The 14,535-nt window shown below is 58.9% G+C and carries 11 protein-coding genes; 6 read left to right on the top strand and 5 right to left on the bottom strand.

Translation table 11 applies throughout. The annotated features are described in order from the left end of the window. Positions 1 to 2 precede the first annotated feature (2 nt). From XH87_RS13805 to XH87_RS13815, 3 genes are read right to left on the bottom strand one after another with little or no spacing between them, the layout of a single operon-like run. Positions 3 to 1,331 (bottom strand): c-type cytochrome, encoded by a 1,329-nt coding sequence (locus XH87_RS13805; protein WP_271587701.1) that lies wholly within the window; start codon positions 1,329 to 1,331, stop codon positions 3 to 5. Further along, positions 1,328 to 2,725, bottom strand: coding sequence for a cbb3-type cytochrome c oxidase subunit I (locus tag XH87_RS13810; protein WP_271587702.1), 1,398 nt, complete (start codon positions 2,723 to 2,725; stop codon positions 1,328 to 1,330). The genes XH87_RS13805 and XH87_RS13810 overlap by 4 nt, the downstream gene beginning before the upstream one ends. Positions 2,726 to 2,749: 24 nt before the next feature. Further along, entirely contained in the window at positions 2,750 to 2,989 is a 240-nt protein-coding gene (locus XH87_RS13815) for a hypothetical protein (RefSeq protein WP_271587703.1), read from the bottom strand. A 620-nt stretch (positions 2,990 to 3,609) separates the two neighbouring features. On the opposite strand from XH87_RS13815, the gene XH87_RS13820 reads away from it, so the two are divergent. Next, positions 3,610 to 3,897, top strand: coding sequence for a hypothetical protein (locus tag XH87_RS13820; RefSeq protein ID WP_271587704.1), 288 nt, complete (start codon positions 3,610 to 3,612; stop codon positions 3,895 to 3,897). 65 nt (positions 3,898 to 3,962) lie between these two features. Beyond that, the gene (locus tag XH87_RS13825) at positions 3,963 to 4,436 is read left to right on the top strand and encodes a cytochrome b (protein WP_442868269.1); all 474 of its coding nucleotides are present in this window, start codon (positions 3,963 to 3,965) and stop codon (positions 4,434 to 4,436) included. Positions 4,437 to 4,937: 501 nt separating this feature from the next. Here XH87_RS13825 and XH87_RS13830 read toward each other — a convergent pair. Beyond that, on the bottom strand, positions 4,938 to 5,354 hold the full coding sequence (locus XH87_RS13830) for a cupin domain-containing protein (RefSeq protein WP_271587706.1): 417 nt from the start codon (positions 5,352 to 5,354) through the stop codon (positions 4,938 to 4,940). Between the two features lie 735 nt (positions 5,355 to 6,089). On the opposite strand from XH87_RS13830, the gene XH87_RS13835 reads away from it, so the two are divergent. After that, a complete protein-coding gene (locus XH87_RS13835; protein ID WP_271587707.1) occupies positions 6,090 to 6,569 on the top strand; it encodes a redoxin domain-containing protein in 480 nt (159 codons plus the stop codon). Between the two features lie 669 nt (positions 6,570 to 7,238). Here XH87_RS13835 and XH87_RS13840 read toward each other — a convergent pair. Beyond that, positions 7,239 to 8,276: a hypothetical protein gene (locus XH87_RS13840; RefSeq protein ID WP_271587708.1), complete on the bottom strand. Its 1,038-nt coding sequence runs from the start codon at positions 8,274 to 8,276 to the stop codon at positions 7,239 to 7,241. A 972-nt stretch (positions 8,277 to 9,248) separates the two neighbouring features. Here XH87_RS13840 and XH87_RS13845 point away from each other — a divergent pair. The 3 genes from XH87_RS13845 to XH87_RS13855 all read left to right on the top strand — a co-directional run bounded on the left by XH87_RS13845 (position 9,249) and on the right by XH87_RS13855 (position 14,529). Next, positions 9,249 to 10,370: an efflux RND transporter periplasmic adaptor subunit gene (locus XH87_RS13845; RefSeq protein ID WP_271587804.1), complete on the top strand. Its 1,122-nt coding sequence runs from the start codon at positions 9,249 to 9,251 to the stop codon at positions 10,368 to 10,370. Continuing rightward, positions 10,367 to 13,540 (top strand): efflux RND transporter permease subunit, encoded by a 3,174-nt coding sequence (locus XH87_RS13850; RefSeq protein ID WP_271587709.1) that lies wholly within the window; start codon positions 10,367 to 10,369, stop codon positions 13,538 to 13,540. The genes XH87_RS13845 and XH87_RS13850 overlap by 4 nt, the downstream gene beginning before the upstream one ends. A 71-nt stretch (positions 13,541 to 13,611) precedes the next feature. Further along, positions 13,612 to 14,529 (top strand): NADP-dependent oxidoreductase, encoded by a 918-nt coding sequence (locus XH87_RS13855; RefSeq protein ID WP_271587710.1) that lies wholly within the window; start codon positions 13,612 to 13,614, stop codon positions 14,527 to 14,529. Positions 14,530 to 14,535 lie beyond the last annotated feature (6 nt).

Genomic DNA, 14,535 nt, shown 5'->3' on the forward strand with positions numbered 1-14,535 from the left:
TCCTATTTTTCAGCACGGAGCTTCGTGATCTCGGCAGGCGTCACCAACGGCCCGTGGTTACCCCATGACGTGCGCTCGTGATTGATGATATCGGCGATCTGCTGATCAGACAGTCGGTCAGCGAACGGCGGCATCTCTACTTCGTACTTTTGGCCGTCGATTGCCTTACCGCTAAGGCCGCGCAGCATGGTGGTGATATGCTCGGCAGGGTCAGGGGCATTAACGACCGCATCGCCTGCAAGCGGCGGAAATGTGCCAGGAACGCCTTTGCCCTCGGCCCCGTGGCAGACGCCGCAGTTGTCGGCGAAGAGCTTCGATCCTTCCGCAGCATCGAACGTCGGTGCCGGGGGCGCTACCGGCGAGACCTGTTTCGGCGTCGTTGCCTGCTTCTGCATTGGTTCGTTGGCGCGAGCCGCGACGACATCAGCCGCACTGATTAAGGCACCACGATTGCCCCACGAGGATCGCTCGTAATTGATGATGTCAGCAATCTGCTGATCAGACATTTGATCGGCAAACGCCGGCATTTGCGCTTCATAGCTCTGGCCATTGATTACCCGCCCGCCAAGTCCGTGCAGCACAGCGCCGATATGTGCCGTGGGATCGGCGTCGTTAACCACCGGATCTCCGGCGAGCGGCGGAAACGTTCCCGGCACACCCTTGCCTTCCGCACCATGGCAGGATGCGCAGTTGTCGGCGAACAATGCGGCACCCTTGGTGGCGTCAAACCCCAGGGACCCGCTCGAAGGACTCTCAGTCGCGGCGCGGGACTGCGTCGGAACGAGCGGGGGCTGCTTCAGGGACAACAAATAGGCTACGAGCGCCTTGCCGTCCTCGTTGGGGATGACGGTCCCGCCTGGCGCGAACTGGGGCGGCAATGGCACCGCTTTCTCTCCCGGAGGTAGTTTGTCCACAATCTTGAACAGCCAGGGGAAGGCCGGCATGATCGATTGAGGCACAACTGCTCGCGGTTGATAGAGATGGATGTACTGCCATATGCTACTCGACTGCCGCGCGCCGATATTGCTCAAGTCTGGACCAGTGCGCTCCGAACCTAGTAATTCCGTAGTCTGATAGGCATAATCGCCCGGCGCAGACGGGCGGCCAAACGGCTTATCTCCAGAGAGCGGGCGTACTTGCTGGGTATGGCAATAGAAGCAGCCCTCGGAGACATAGACATCTCGACCCCGCGCCTCAATCGAGGTTAGTGGCTTAAGGCCCGCCGTCGGTGGCACCTTCGACAGCCAGATCCCCGGCAGCACGCCCATAAGAATCGCTAATCCAGTGTAAATCAGCGTTGAACCGCCAGAAATGGCCAATGTCCTGTTCATGCCGGCACCGTCTTGGCTGCCGCAAGCTTGGTGCAGGACCTACCGTAGGTCATTGTCCAGACGTTGAAAGCGAAGACAAGATGGCCGGCGAACATCAGCGAGCCGCCGACGGAGCGCCACAGCCAGTATGGCGCGGCATCTTCGACCGACTGGATGAAAGTGAGTCCTCGAAACCAATCGAGCCCCTGAACGGTGCCGGCGGCCGATAGCGCCGCAACGTATATGACGACGCCGACGGCGGATAGCCAGAAATGTATGCCCATGGTCAGGTTGTAGGGGTACTTGCCAGTGGCGCGCGGCAACAGCGCATAGATGCCGCCCCAGATCGCGAAAGTGACGAAGCCATACATCGTCAGGTGCGAGTGCCCTACCGTGTAATTGGTCAGATGCCAAAGCTGCTGCAGCGAGCGAAACGCCTCGAATGTGCCTTGTGTCGAACCCAGTATATAGCCGTAGACGCCGACGAGGATGAAAACCGCGGGCGAGCGATATATCCATTCGTGAGTCCCCCGGAAGGTGAGAAGGAAGTTTGCGGTGCCGCTCAGCACTGGAACCAGCATGGCCACACTGAAGACGATGGCCGTAGTCTGCAGCCACCATGGTAGTGGACTGAATTCAAAATGATGAGCGCCGATGATCGGATAGAAGATGAGATTGGTCCAGAATGCAAAGACGCCGAGAGAATATGAATAGATCGGCCGGTTTAAGAGCTTCGGCAGCGCATAGTAGGACACTCCGAGCGATAGAGGCGTGAACCATAGTCCGACGGCGTTATGCATGAAGAAGGCTTGTACCGCGACCTGACCCAGTCCGTACTGATACCAGGGCAACATCGACACCACGACCATAACAATCGTCCACAGCGTGCCCCCGATAGTATACCAGTTGGAAATATAGATATGCTCGTCATCCCGGCGCTCGACAGTGGCGATCATATTCCAGACCGCGGTGATCAAGCCGAGTCCAAGGATTGCGCGAATCCACCACAGCCATTCGCGATACTCCTGGCCGTAGGTGAAGCCGAGATCGAGTGTGACAGTGCCCAGCGCGGCGGCGACATTGAGGAGCGCAAGACTGATCCATGCGAGGCGCTCGCTGTAGAGCCTTGCGCCAGAACTGCGCGCGGCGACAAACAGCGCAAGCCCAATCAGCGCCTGGCTCGCCCAGGCATAAAACGTTCCGCTGGTGTGTATCGCGCGCAGCCGACCGAACGACAGCGCTGGCGTGGTCGCGAAATCCGGGTAAGCGAATTTGAAGCTGACGAGGAGCCCCACGGCCGTGGCGAATACAAGCCAGATTGTTGCCGAGGCCACGTACGCCGCGAGCACCCGTGCCAAAACACGGTCATCCGGAGGGAGCGCGCGAAGTGGAATGGCTGCAGCGCTATCGGACATCATCCGTCTCCCCGACGACGTTGTTCAGCGTTGCCCTGAGGCGCACCAAAAGCCTGACGTCAGCGGCATTGCAACCGGGCCGGCGTTATCGGGAGAATCCGGCGCGATCACTTTGTCCTTATTTTTGTAGCTGAGCTGGTCGGAAACATGGATCGTTTCGCCGATCCTGTCCGCCGTTACGTACCGGTATCCATCTTCCCATGGTTCGCCGAAATCGGCGGCTTTACTACTTACTGAAGCCGGGTTTACGCCGTTGCTTTGCATATCGAGCCTCCTGGCTTCTCGATCTGATCGCGTGTTGGTGACGTCATTTGAAAGCTGCGGTATGACGACGCGTTGGAGAATGAGCTTGCAAGGCCGCCAAGAGAAATCACCTTTCGATATAGAGTCGATATCCGATCGTTATCGCCGACCAACAGCGTCGTAGTGAGGAATGCCACCCGTCGCATCTCCAGAGATCCAGGTTGCCCTACGCTGATCGCCTAGGTTGCGACAAGGGTAAGCGGGCGTCGCTATCGAACGAGCAAAACTCGATTTGTCCAAAGGCGCGAGCGCCAGTCGCTTGGATATGCGCCTGCAGGCATTCCCCGCTATGGCGTCGTCACACCGCGGAGGCGGCAATAACGATCGTCTATCGACTCTATGGCGAAAGGTGATTTCACTCGGCGCAGTTGCAGGGTCATTCTTCAACCGTCGTCATTCAAATACTAAATGCCGCCAACGAGACGCGACCAGCGTGAAAAGCAACGAGGGTCCATATGAAAGACAACAGTTTAAGGTCGGTGATGCGATCCATGTCTCTGGCCAACTCAGCCGGCAAGAAAATGGCAACCTGATAGCACCTGCTTCTCGATGAATTCGGTCGGCTCGCGGAGGTTTCGATAATGGAACGACAGATGCGAGCGACCGACGCCAATGCCGTCAAGAGTTCAGCGCGCTTCGGAGCAACGCTGAACACCGCCGTCCAGGAGAGGCTTTATGTCCTCGTCGTCGCCGCATTCGCCGCGGCGGGCAACGTGCGCAGGGAGGCCGGCGGCACGCCTCGGTGCGCCAGCAACCTGATCGGTGTGGCGAGACTGGCCTTTCCTGAACAGCTCGTCGAAATCACCTTCAGGGTGACGCTGCCCGGAGCCAGAGGCGAAGCCGCGGTGGTGAATTTCCAAGTTTGGTAATCGCTTTGCGCAGCACTTCTTCTCGCTACGGCGCCGGCGCCCGATTGTTCCATTGGCTGACGGTCATGCTGGTTCTTGTTGCTTATGTGCTGAGCAGTGGCGATGGCTACTCGCTCTATTCCGCCTCCGCGGACGGGCTCCGGAGGATTCACGAGACGCTCGGGGTTCTTGTTTTCAGTGTCGTCGTACTGCGGTTGGTATGGAGGCTGATCGACAGCGCGCCAGCGAAGCAGCCGATGCCGCGATGGATGACCCTGGTCGCGCAGCTCGTCCACTTCGTGCTTTATGTGTTCCTCATAGCGATTCCAACAACGGCCGTGCTTGGTACCTGGCTTGAGGGGATTCCCGTCACTCTTCCCGGAGTCGACATTGCTCCGCAGATCACGAAAGCGCATGGTCTGGGTCATCTGATGATGGAAATACATGCCACGTTAGGTAACGCCATCCTCTGGGTTGCCGGCGTGCATACAGCCGCGGCCCTCTTCCACTATTTTTATCTGCGTGATGAAGTGTTTCAGTCGATGATTCCCGGCGCATGAATGATCAGTCCGAGTACCGCGGAGAGCCGTATTCCCTCTGAAATTGGCGATGTTTGCTTGCAAAAGTCACTGAATCTCATGCGCTGCCGCTCCAATGACAGGAGTTCGTCGCGACAGCGCACTGATACAAATAAGGTGGATGATGTCGAAGTCCGTGCCTCCTGCAGGAAGCCGAGTCGCCCTCGACCGCCGTTGTTAGCTGGTGCAATTTGAGTCGCCGAATTGCCGATTACCTAATCAAGTCTAGCGACATTGAGGCTCGTTTGTTCGACGTCGCGCAAGTAGTTTGCGCAATCGTAGCGCGTAAAGATCTGCGTTGGGGTTGCCGATCCTGCCGCAAACAGCCTCGACGGCGCGGGCAGTTGGCTTGCCGTAGAATGTGCTAGCGAGCGTGGCTAAGATCCGTTCGATGCGGTGCAGGCCCGGCGAACCGAGTGAACGCATTGTGCTCGTCTATCGTTAGCTCCTTGAGGACGTTCGTTGCTCACTGCGTCTGAAGCGTCAGTTTGTAGGAGTGGTGAGCGGGCTGTCATTGGTGTCAAGGACGAACAGGGCGAGCAGCTTCGCCGGCTCGGTCTTGCTCGCGTTGCGGCTGATCGAGTGGAGCGAGCCCGGAGATTCAGACCAGCTCTCGCCGGCCCGATAGATGCGCGTCTCGCTATCATTTACCTTCGACTCGATCGCGCCAGAGATCACATATGCATAGATAAAAGCAGAGTTCGCGTGGGTGTGGGGCGGAGAGGCCGCGCCCGGTGCGTAATCGACTTCCACAGCAATCAGCGACTTGCCAGGGATATTGGGAATAGCCGCCTCGAAGTTCTTCGTGACGGTTTCCGCCCCGCTATCATGGGCGCAAATAGGGCCGGTCATCGAGAAGGCGAGAGCGGCGCTGAGGACGATAATGGGTTGGATCTTCATGGGCTTTGTCCTTTTGAGAAACAAGTCGGAAAGATGATGATCCTCGTAGGAAAATCACGATCGTATCCGATATAACGGGCGGGAAGAGGTCGTCACGAGACTGGCTATTTCAAATGTTATCTGAAACTCGTGTTGGAACGTTGGGCTCGCTTGAGCGATGCTAAGCTGACGTCACCTCGCGGGAAAATGTCTGACTGTTATGGTTTCCATTCCAGCGCGTCCATTGTGCTGATGAGGTCCGACGCGAGAGGAGCCCGCGTGCCGCACGCACCTGGAGAATTAGGTGTGCCACGTCAACGCTACACATGACGTCATTGGCGCCATGCAATGTCAGTCCAGGAGTGGATAGGTGGCCGTTTGCCGCAGGCCGGGACGTTGATCGATTGCCGAGGCGGCGGGTTTCTGCAGACGCCGCCACTGGCATCTGGCTCGGGGGCGCACTGCGCGAGTGACTATAACTATCGTTTATTGATTTTATGGCGACAATCAATTTTGCGTTGCCGACGTCCTTTGGTCAATCTCCGAGCTAACGTCGTATAATTCGATCCTGCGACCGACATACAATGTCGGCTTGAGAAGCTAGGCGGCTCGATAATGCGAAGCAACGAGCCCATCGAATCGGCGCGCCTTCCGGAGATGGGATCAGCGAAGAGACCTGGTCACCGGATGCGGGGCCGTTCTTGAGGAAGCCGCGGGCGATTTGAGCGCCTTGCGGTTCAAACAGTGAGGCCAATTATGATGCTGCAAAACGGCGACACCTTTCCATCTCTTACCTTCGCTCGCGTCGGGGGCGGAAAAATCAGCCTGCCTGCCGATCTTGCAGGTTGGTTCGGCGTGGTTTTATTCCATCGTGGCTCCTGGTGCCCGTACTGCAACGCTCAGCTCGCTGCTTTCGCGCGAGCGGCAGACAAATTCGTCGGTGAAGGCATCAAGGTCGTCTCGGTATCGGTAGACGACCGGGAAAAGTCGGAAATGCTCGTCGAAAAGCACAAAATCGGTTTCCCCGTCGCTTACGGTGCTGACGCGCGAGCAGTTTCCGCGGTGACCGACGCCTTCGTTAATGACGATCCCGTCTGTCTCCAGGCAACCGGCTTCGTCCTGAACCCGGAAGGCCAAGTGGTGACGGCCGTCTATTCGACCCGCGCGATCGGCCGTCTGATGCCCGACGATGTGCTCGGTTTTGTCCGCCACCTCAAATCTTTGGCAAAAAATTGAAAGCAGCAAAGCAGCGGGGGATTAGCTGGGAGATCGATGGATGGCGCACGTGTCTGGATGGCGCTTCGCGGGGGACATGATTCAGGAAAGTTTTGCGTGGTTGGTTAGGGTTCCGCCACGACGTCTGCAGCGGCTCACCTAGTCAGATAACGGCAACACTTTCGACGAAGTGCTGGCATTCCGGTTTTGGAAGCTATCTAAGTTGGCGAACGTTGCTCTAGCAGCTCCCATCAGGGCGAAGGTCATTCCTGCAACCAAACAAAAGATCGTGCTATGATCTCGGCCTAGCTAGTCCGAAGAGCAAGAATAGCTTTTGCCATCGATCAACTCTGGGTCGGGCGTTCAATCTCGCGCGTCGCGGCAGATGTCGGCTTCAGCAGCGTTGCCGCGTTCTCGTTTGCCTTCTTCACCATCTTCCGAAGCGGGTAGTCTCGTCAGTAGGAGAATGCGATAGCACGCCTTAGATTGCTTATAGGGTAGCTGCAGCACCGCAAGTGCCGATGACCTGGGCAATGGAGCGTAATCGGAAGCGGGTCGGGACTTCTCCGTCAGGTCCCATCGGCGATCGCCGGATCGTAGTCATAGCTTGGCAGCGCCACACGATGAGACGTATGGTTTCCACGGGCCTCGCTGAAAAAGGCGTATGCCAGGCAATTTTGTGGTCGAAACTCACGAAGCGAATGCACCGATTCTGATTCCAGACATTCCGGCGATTATCGCTGATGCTACGACGGCGCTTATAGCGATGCAGACACCCCAAAGTCGACCGGCAGTACGTTGATCGACACCGTGCGCGATCAGAACCACCCTTAATCCTGAAGCGAGGTGGCTCAAGACAAAGAAGACGCCGAACGCGTAGTGAGGGAGCAGACGGATGTTCCAAGCGTCATGAATGAGCCCAGTCGGAGCTCCGATCGCGAAGTTCCAATCCGTGGGTATGCCGAGAAAGCTTCGTGCGTAGACGAAGACCGAATTCATGTGGCCGAGAATGAAGACGGAGAGATAGGCACCCGAAGCGACCTGATAGGTCCTCTGGAAATTATGCGCCGAGGCGCTCCAGCGCCACGCCAGAAGGAGGCCGGTCCCTATCTGGAAAAGCATCGTTGCAACCAACACAGGTTCACCTACGGCAGAGCGATAAACCACGCGTCCGATCTTCATCACTGCGGTGTGCGCATCAGGACCTATCAAGCCGAACAGATGGTTCGCGAGATGAAACATCACATATAGGCTTAGGACCACGGCCGTTACTCCGTGGACAACCCGCCAACTTCCGACCACAGGCTCAGCTGATTCAACCGGACCTCGTGCAGACTGCGACCATTTCGCGATTGCGAGCCAGATCGCGCACCAGATAACCTCATCGGGAATAGGGCCCTTGATTAGGGCTTGCACAACGCCGAGAAACACATAGAGCGTCGGCGAGACAACGCTCGCATAGGCGAGGCGTCTTGAACCGGAATCGGACGATGGTCGACAAGCCAGAGCGATCCCGAGGAACGGCACCACGAACGCAACGATCAAAACACAAGTCGCGCAGGCGATTGCGAAGGGTGGCAGGCTTACGCCTTGCGTGCCGACGATAGCATGGAAAGCTTTGAGCAGAAATGGATAACAAATCGCCGCTGCCGCCGGCGCAAGGGCGACATAGCTATAGCGCTTCTCGAGACGCCTCCTACGATTTTGCTCGCGAACAATTGCGTCCATCCTCAACCTACGGAGTCACGGTTAAGAAACCGGTTACGAGACGACCTCCGAGACAGGGAGGGCCTTCGAGTATTGTCTCGCGTGGTGCATCGGTTCCGATCAAGCGTTCATTGCTGGGCGAAGTGTCTCTTTCGAGCAATTACCGTCTTGATTGAGCTATTGAATGTTCGACCGGTGCATAGCAAGAGCGGAAGGTAGCGTCAGTCGAAGCTTCCGCCGAAGGCAAGCATGTCCTGATAGAAACGGCGGATCCTAGCACGCAAGATGCTCAATTCGCCGATGAGTCGCTAGCCGGCAAAAATGTATTTGAGTTATCATGAATGGCTGACCTTACTGTTCATAATGCGTGTCGCTCACGCAGATAACTGATGAGCGTCTGTTCGGGCTCGCGACCTAAGTCGCGGCAACGGCGTGCGTGTCGTGACGGCGTTCATTGCGGAGTCACCGACAACGCGGCTCAGAAGCCTTTGCTGAAACGAAGCGCCGGGCTCAGCGTGCGGTGTGGTCGTGCATTCCGACTACATAATCATGCCAATCGGAAAGCAGAAATAACCATCGTTTATCAAGTCGATGTCGAATTGTAATTTCCCTTCGCCGTGCTGCAGGGTCACTCTCTAAAGCATCTTCGTGTCGTAACGTTCAACACTGAACCGACACGCGGAACACGATGCTATTGGAGAGTCGACATGCAATGCAGCGGCGCAATTGAGGCTGTCGCGTCTCTTGGCGGTGCCGTCAGCCAAGTTATCTACTTCCAAGACATTGGTGCTGTTCGTGCGGTAATTGCCTTTGTATCGATCGAACATGACCGCAAACTTTGCAAGGCCGCAAGATACCTGTCTCAGTCAATGCGGCGTTCTAGCTCGTTTGGGAGAGCCGGAAGTGAGCGCAGCTGAAAGAATGGCTGTGGCGATCCAGTTCATCGGACGTCCGTTTCGTCGCTTTCGCAGATGCGTTGGCGCATCGATCTGCATGCTACTTGCGCTTACGCTCGCGGGCTGCAACGAGAAGGCGCAATCGCAGGTGGTCGTGCCTCCGCCGTCCGTTACGGTGGCGCAACCGGTCAAACGCACCGTCACCGACTGGGACGAGTTCACCGGCAGGTTCGAAGCGATCCAGGAGGTGCAAGTCCGTGCCCGCGTCGGTGGCTTTGTCACCAGTGTCGAGTTCAAAGACGGCGACTTGGTGCACGCCGGCGATCTGCTCTACATCATCGACCCTCGCCCGTTCGAGGCGGTGGCGACCCAAGCGGACGGTCAGCTCGCCGATGCGCGAGCCAAGACAGAGCTGGCCAAGCGCGAGCTTGAGCGCGGGCTCATCCTCGTAAAGACCAGTGCTGTCTCCGAGCAAGTCGTCGACCAGCGTCGCGCGGCATTGGAGGCCGCTCACGCCGCTGAGACTATTGCCGAAGGCGCGCTAAAGGCCGCCCAGCTTAATGTCGAATTCACGCATGTGGCGGCACCGATAACCGGCCGCGTCAGCCGCCATTTTGTGAGCGTCGGCAACCTCGTGCAGGGGAGCGACAACGGCGGCTCGACGCTACTTACCACGATTGTTTCAATGGACCCAATGTACGTATATTTCGACGTTGACGAGGCGACCTATCTTAAGAACAACAAACTGTGGTTCGAGGGTAAGCGGCCGAGCTCACGCGATACGCCTAATCCAGTGCAGGTGGCGCTGACCGGCGAGACCAAACCATCGCACGACGGCCATATGGATTTCATCGACAACCGGCTCGACGTCTCCACCGGCACGCTTCGCAGCCGCGCGATCATCCCGAACCACGATCTATCCATCCTGCCCGGCCAATTCGGCCGCGTGCGGCTAATTGGCTCCTCGCCCTATGAGGCGCTTCTTTTGCCAGATGTAGCGATCGCGACCGATCAGTCGCGCAAGATCGTGTTCGTGGTCAAGGATGACAACACTGTGGAAGCGCGTGCGGTTGAACTCGGTCCGTTGGATCAGGGACTGCGCGTTGTTCGCACAGGCCTGAAGCCGGAGGATCGTGTCATCATCGACGGCCTCCAGCGAGCACGCGTTGGCGCTAAGGTGAGCCCGCGCAGCGTCGAGATCAGCGGCAGTAAGTCATGAATCTCGGACGTCTTTCCGTCAATCAGCCCATCCTGGCGATGGTGCTGTCGATCGTGCTCTTGATTGTGGGCGCGATCGCGTACCAGACGCTGCCCGTCTCTGAATATCCGCAGGTAGTGCCGCCTACGGTTACGGTCACCACGCAATACCCCGGCGCCTCGGCACAGACTGTGTCCGATACGGTCGCAGCTCCCATCGAGCAGGAGATCAATGGGGTCGAGGACATGCTGTACTTGTACAGCCAGGCGACCTCCAACGGCCAGCTCACGATAACCGTGACTTTCAAGCTTGGCACCGATCTCGACAAGGCCCAAGTGCTGGTGCAGAACCGCGTCGCGATCGCGCAGCCGCGGCTGCCGGTGGAGGTGCAGCGCAACGGAGTAGTCACCCGTAAGAACTCACCCGACATCCTGATGGTCGTGTTCATGCTGTCGCCTGACGATAGCTTCGACCAGCTCTACATATCGAATTATACGCTGTTGCAGGTGCGCGACCAGCTTCTGCGGCTCGATGGCATTGGCGACATCCAGATGTTTGGCGCGCGCGACTATTCGATGCGGTTGTGGCTCGATCCTGACCGGATCGCCAATCTCGGTATGACCTCAAGCGACGTCATTGCCGCGGTCCGGGCCCAAAACCTGCAGATCGCGGGCGGCCAGATCGCAGAGCCACCGATTGCGGATCGCGCATTCCAGCCGAACCTGGTCTTCACTGGGCGCCTCAAGGATATCAGGCAATTCGAGGACATCGTGGTGAAGGCTGGTTCCGACGGCCGTACCGTACGGCTGCGCGACGTTGCGCGGATCGAGCTTGGCGCGCTGGCCTACACTACCAACAGCTTCATACTACGAAAGTCAGCCGTTGCGATGGTGGTGACGCAGCGGCCCGGATCGAACGCGCTCGCCACCGCGAAACATATCTCCGACACGATGGTGCAGCTCAAGACGAGCTTCCCAAAGGGGCTCGACTACAATATCGGCTACAATCCGACCGAATTCATCGCCCAATCGGTTCATGAGCTGATCAAGACGATTTACGAGGCGATGGCGCTCGTGGTCATCGTGGTGCTGGCGTTCCTTCAAGGTTGGCGGCCTGCGATCATCCCAATTGTTGCGATCCCGGTGTCGCTGGTCGGCACATTTGCAGCGATGGCGGTGCTCGGCTTCGGCATCAATAACCTTACGCTATTCGGCCTCGTACTTGCGGTCGGCATCGTGGTAGACGACGCCATCGTGGTTGTGGAGAATGTCGAGCGACATCTCCAGGCAGGTATGAGCCGGCGCGAGGCGGCTCTCAAGACGATGGAGGAGGTCGGCGGCGCGCTGGTCTCGATCGCCCTCGTGCTCTGTGCGGTGTTCGTGCCGACCGCGTTCCTCGGCGGCATTTCCGGGCGATTCTTCCAGCAATTCGCCGTCACAATCGCGGTCGCGACCGCGATCTCTTGCTTCTGTTCGCTAACGCTGTCGCCAGCACTGGCCTCCCGAATTCTTACTCCGCATGAGCAGAAACGTCCAATGGCGCGCTGGAACATCGTTGCACGGGGTTGGGACGGCTTCACCGTGCTTTTCAATTGCATCTTCGAGCGCCTAGCGCATGGCTACGCGGCCGCCACCGCCTTCGTGATCCGACACACGGTGGTGATGCTGGCGATCTACCTCGCGCTGATCGGCGGTGCTGGCTGGCTGCTCGCCACCACTTCTCAGGGCTTCATCCCGGCGCAGGATCGTGGTTATCTGATCATCTCGGTGCAATTGCCGGGCGCCGCGTCGCTGGTGCGGACCACCGCGGTGGTGCGGGAAATCGAGCGAATTGCGCTGGATACGCCAGGGATCATCCGTGTCGCGGCGTTTGCTGGCTTCTCCGGCGCGACCCGCACGCAGGCGGGCAACGCCGCGGCACTGTTCCCCGTCTTCGACGACCCCGAGGCGCGAGTTAGGAAGGGCCTGACTGCCAGCGTGATCACTGCGGATCTGCGAAAGCGGCTGTCGGCGATCCAGGGCGCCTTCATCATCGTCATCCCACCGCCTGCGGTGCCAGGCATCGGCACCGGCGGCGGCTTCGCCATCCGCATCCAGGATCGACAGGGGCGCGGTCCCGAGCTGCTCGGAGCTGCCACGGACGAGCTCGTGGCCGCCGCGCGGAAGTCGCCAAACCTAACGTCGGTGTTCTCACCGTTCACGGCGAATACGCCGCAGCTATTCGTCGACATCGATCGCGTGAGGGCGCAGAAGCTCGGTGTTCCCATCGCCAGCATTAACGACACGATCCAAACCTACTTCGGTTCGACCTATGTCAACGATTTCAATCTGTTTGGGCGGACCTATCATGTCACCGCGCAGGCCGATCTGCCATTCCGAAGAGAGGCCTCTGATTTGGCGCGGCTGCGTACCCGCAACGCGGCCGGTGACATGGTTATGCTGGGGAGCGTAGTGGACTTCAAGGATATCTCCGGGCCCGATCGTGTCGCGCGCTACAATCTCTACTCAGCATCCGAGCTGCAGGGCGAGCCGGCGCCAGGCGTGAGCTCGAAGACCGCGCTCAACACCATCAAGCTATTGGCCGACAAAACATTACCGAGCGGTTTTTCTTTCGAATGGACCGATCTGTCCTATCAACAGGTGACGGGTGGCAATGCCGGGCTCTATGTGTTCCCGATCTGTGTGCTGTTCGTCTATCTGGTGCTGGCGGCGCAGTACGGCAGTTGGACGCTACCACTCGCGGTGATCCTGATCGTGCCGATGTGCCTCTTCGCGGCCACCATCGGCGTGCGCATCATGGGCGAGGACATTAACATCCTGACCCAGATCGGCTTCGTGGTGCTGGTAGGACTTGCGGCCAAAAACGCGATCCTGATCGTCGAGTTCGCGCGGGACATCGAGCTTGAGGGTAAACCGCGCCTGGAAGCGGTGATCGAGGCTTGCCGGTTGCGACTGCGGCCGATCCTGATGACCTCGTTCGCTTTCATCCTCGGCGTGCTGCCGCTCGTCGTCTCCACCGGACCCGGATCGGAGATGCGCCAGGCCGTCGGCGTCGCCGTGTTCTTCGGTATGCTCGGAGTTACGCTGTTCGGCCTAATCTTCACGCCGATCTTCTACATGGTCGTGCGCAACCTCGCGGAAGGAGCGGATGAGGGCAAGCCGACGCACGCGATGGCCGCCGCGGCGGAGTGAGTTGCGGTTACGCCGAGATGAAGCCAGAACGGCCGCCGCCGAAGAGGCAAATTACCGAGGAGAGAATTCCCATGAAGGCGATCATTGTGACGGACCGGGCTGCGGGAACGGCCGGTATGAAGCTGGTGGAGCAGCCCGAGCCACAGGCAGCGATAAACGACGTCGTCGTTCAGGTTCGTGCGTCGGGTTTCACGTGGGATGAGCTGACGTGGCCACCGACCTGGGCCGATCGCTTCGATCATGACCGAACACCGTCGATCCCTGGGCACGAGTTGGCCGGAGTGGTCACCGCGCTCGGCTATGGCACGACGGGGCTGTCGGTGGGACAGCGGGTTTTCGGCCTCACGGACTGGTATCGCGACGGAACACTGGCTGAGTATGTCGCGGTCGAGGCGCGCAACCTCGCGGCGCTCCCGGGTGACGTCGATTTCACCGTGGGCGCGAGCCTGCCGATGCCGGGCCTGACTGCTTGGCAGGGACTGTTCGAGCACGGCCGCCTTCAGGCGGGGCAGAGCGTCCTGGCGCACGGTGCGGCTGGCGTAGTCGGTTCGATGGTGACCCAGCTCGCGCGAGAGGCCGGCGCCTATGTCATCGGCACCGGACGCGCTGCCGACCGTCAGAAGGCGCTCGACTTCGGCGCTCAGGAGTTCGTCGACCTCGAGAACGATGTTTTGGAAGACGTCGGCCAAATCGATTTGGTTTTCGATGTCTTCGGCGGCGACATCGGAAAGCGGTCGGTGCGGCTGGTTCGAGCCAGAGGAACCCTTGTTTCAATCGTCGGGCCAAGCGAGGAACGGCCCGCCAACGGCTTGGCAGTCGATTTCGTCGTCGAGTCCGATCGCGCCCAACTAAGTGAGATCGTCCAGCGGGTACGGGACGGGCGACTGCGGACGAACGTTGGCAACATCGCGACCCTCGACGATGCCGTCGCTTCTTTCAACCGGACCGAGCGACGCAAGGGGAAGACTATCATCCGCGTTCGTCCGTAGGACCCG

The sequence above is a fragment of the Bradyrhizobium sp. CCBAU 53415 genome (assembly GCF_028128735.1).
GTDB lineage: Bacteria > Pseudomonadota > Alphaproteobacteria > Rhizobiales > Xanthobacteraceae > Bradyrhizobium.

What these genes read in the sequence shown, in the direction of transcription:
- XH87_RS13820 (WP_271587704.1), top strand. Translation starts at nt 3,610, where the DNA reads ATGGAACGACAGATGCGAGCGACCGACGCCAATGCCGTCAAGAGTTCA.
- XH87_RS13830 (WP_271587706.1), bottom strand. Translation starts at nt 5,354, where the DNA reads ATGAAGATCCAACCCATTATCGTCCTCAGCGCCGCTCTCGCCTTCTCG.
- XH87_RS13845 (WP_271587804.1), top strand. Translation starts at nt 9,249, where the DNA reads ATGCTACTTGCGCTTACGCTCGCGGGCTGCAACGAGAAGGCGCAATCG.
- XH87_RS13805 (WP_271587701.1), bottom strand. Translation starts at nt 1,331, where the DNA reads ATGAACAGGACATTGGCCATTTCTGGCGGTTCAACGCTGATTTACACT.
- XH87_RS13810 (WP_271587702.1), bottom strand. Translation starts at nt 2,725, where the DNA reads ATGTCCGATAGCGCTGCAGCCATTCCACTTCGCGCGCTCCCTCCGGAT.
- XH87_RS13835 (WP_271587707.1), top strand. Translation starts at nt 6,090, where the DNA reads ATGATGCTGCAAAACGGCGACACCTTTCCATCTCTTACCTTCGCTCGC.
- XH87_RS13815 (WP_271587703.1), bottom strand. Translation starts at nt 2,989, where the DNA reads ATGCAAAGCAACGGCGTAAACCCGGCTTCAGTAAGTAGTAAAGCCGCC.
- XH87_RS13840 (WP_271587708.1), bottom strand. Translation starts at nt 8,276, where the DNA reads ATGGACGCAATTGTTCGCGAGCAAAATCGTAGGAGGCGTCTCGAGAAG.
- XH87_RS13825 (WP_442868269.1), top strand. Translation starts at nt 3,963, where the DNA reads ATGCTGGTTCTTGTTGCTTATGTGCTGAGCAGTGGCGATGGCTACTCG.
- XH87_RS13855 (WP_271587710.1), top strand. Translation starts at nt 13,612, where the DNA reads ATGAAGGCGATCATTGTGACGGACCGGGCTGCGGGAACGGCCGGTATG.
- XH87_RS13850 (WP_271587709.1), top strand. Translation starts at nt 10,367, where the DNA reads ATGAATCTCGGACGTCTTTCCGTCAATCAGCCCATCCTGGCGATGGTG.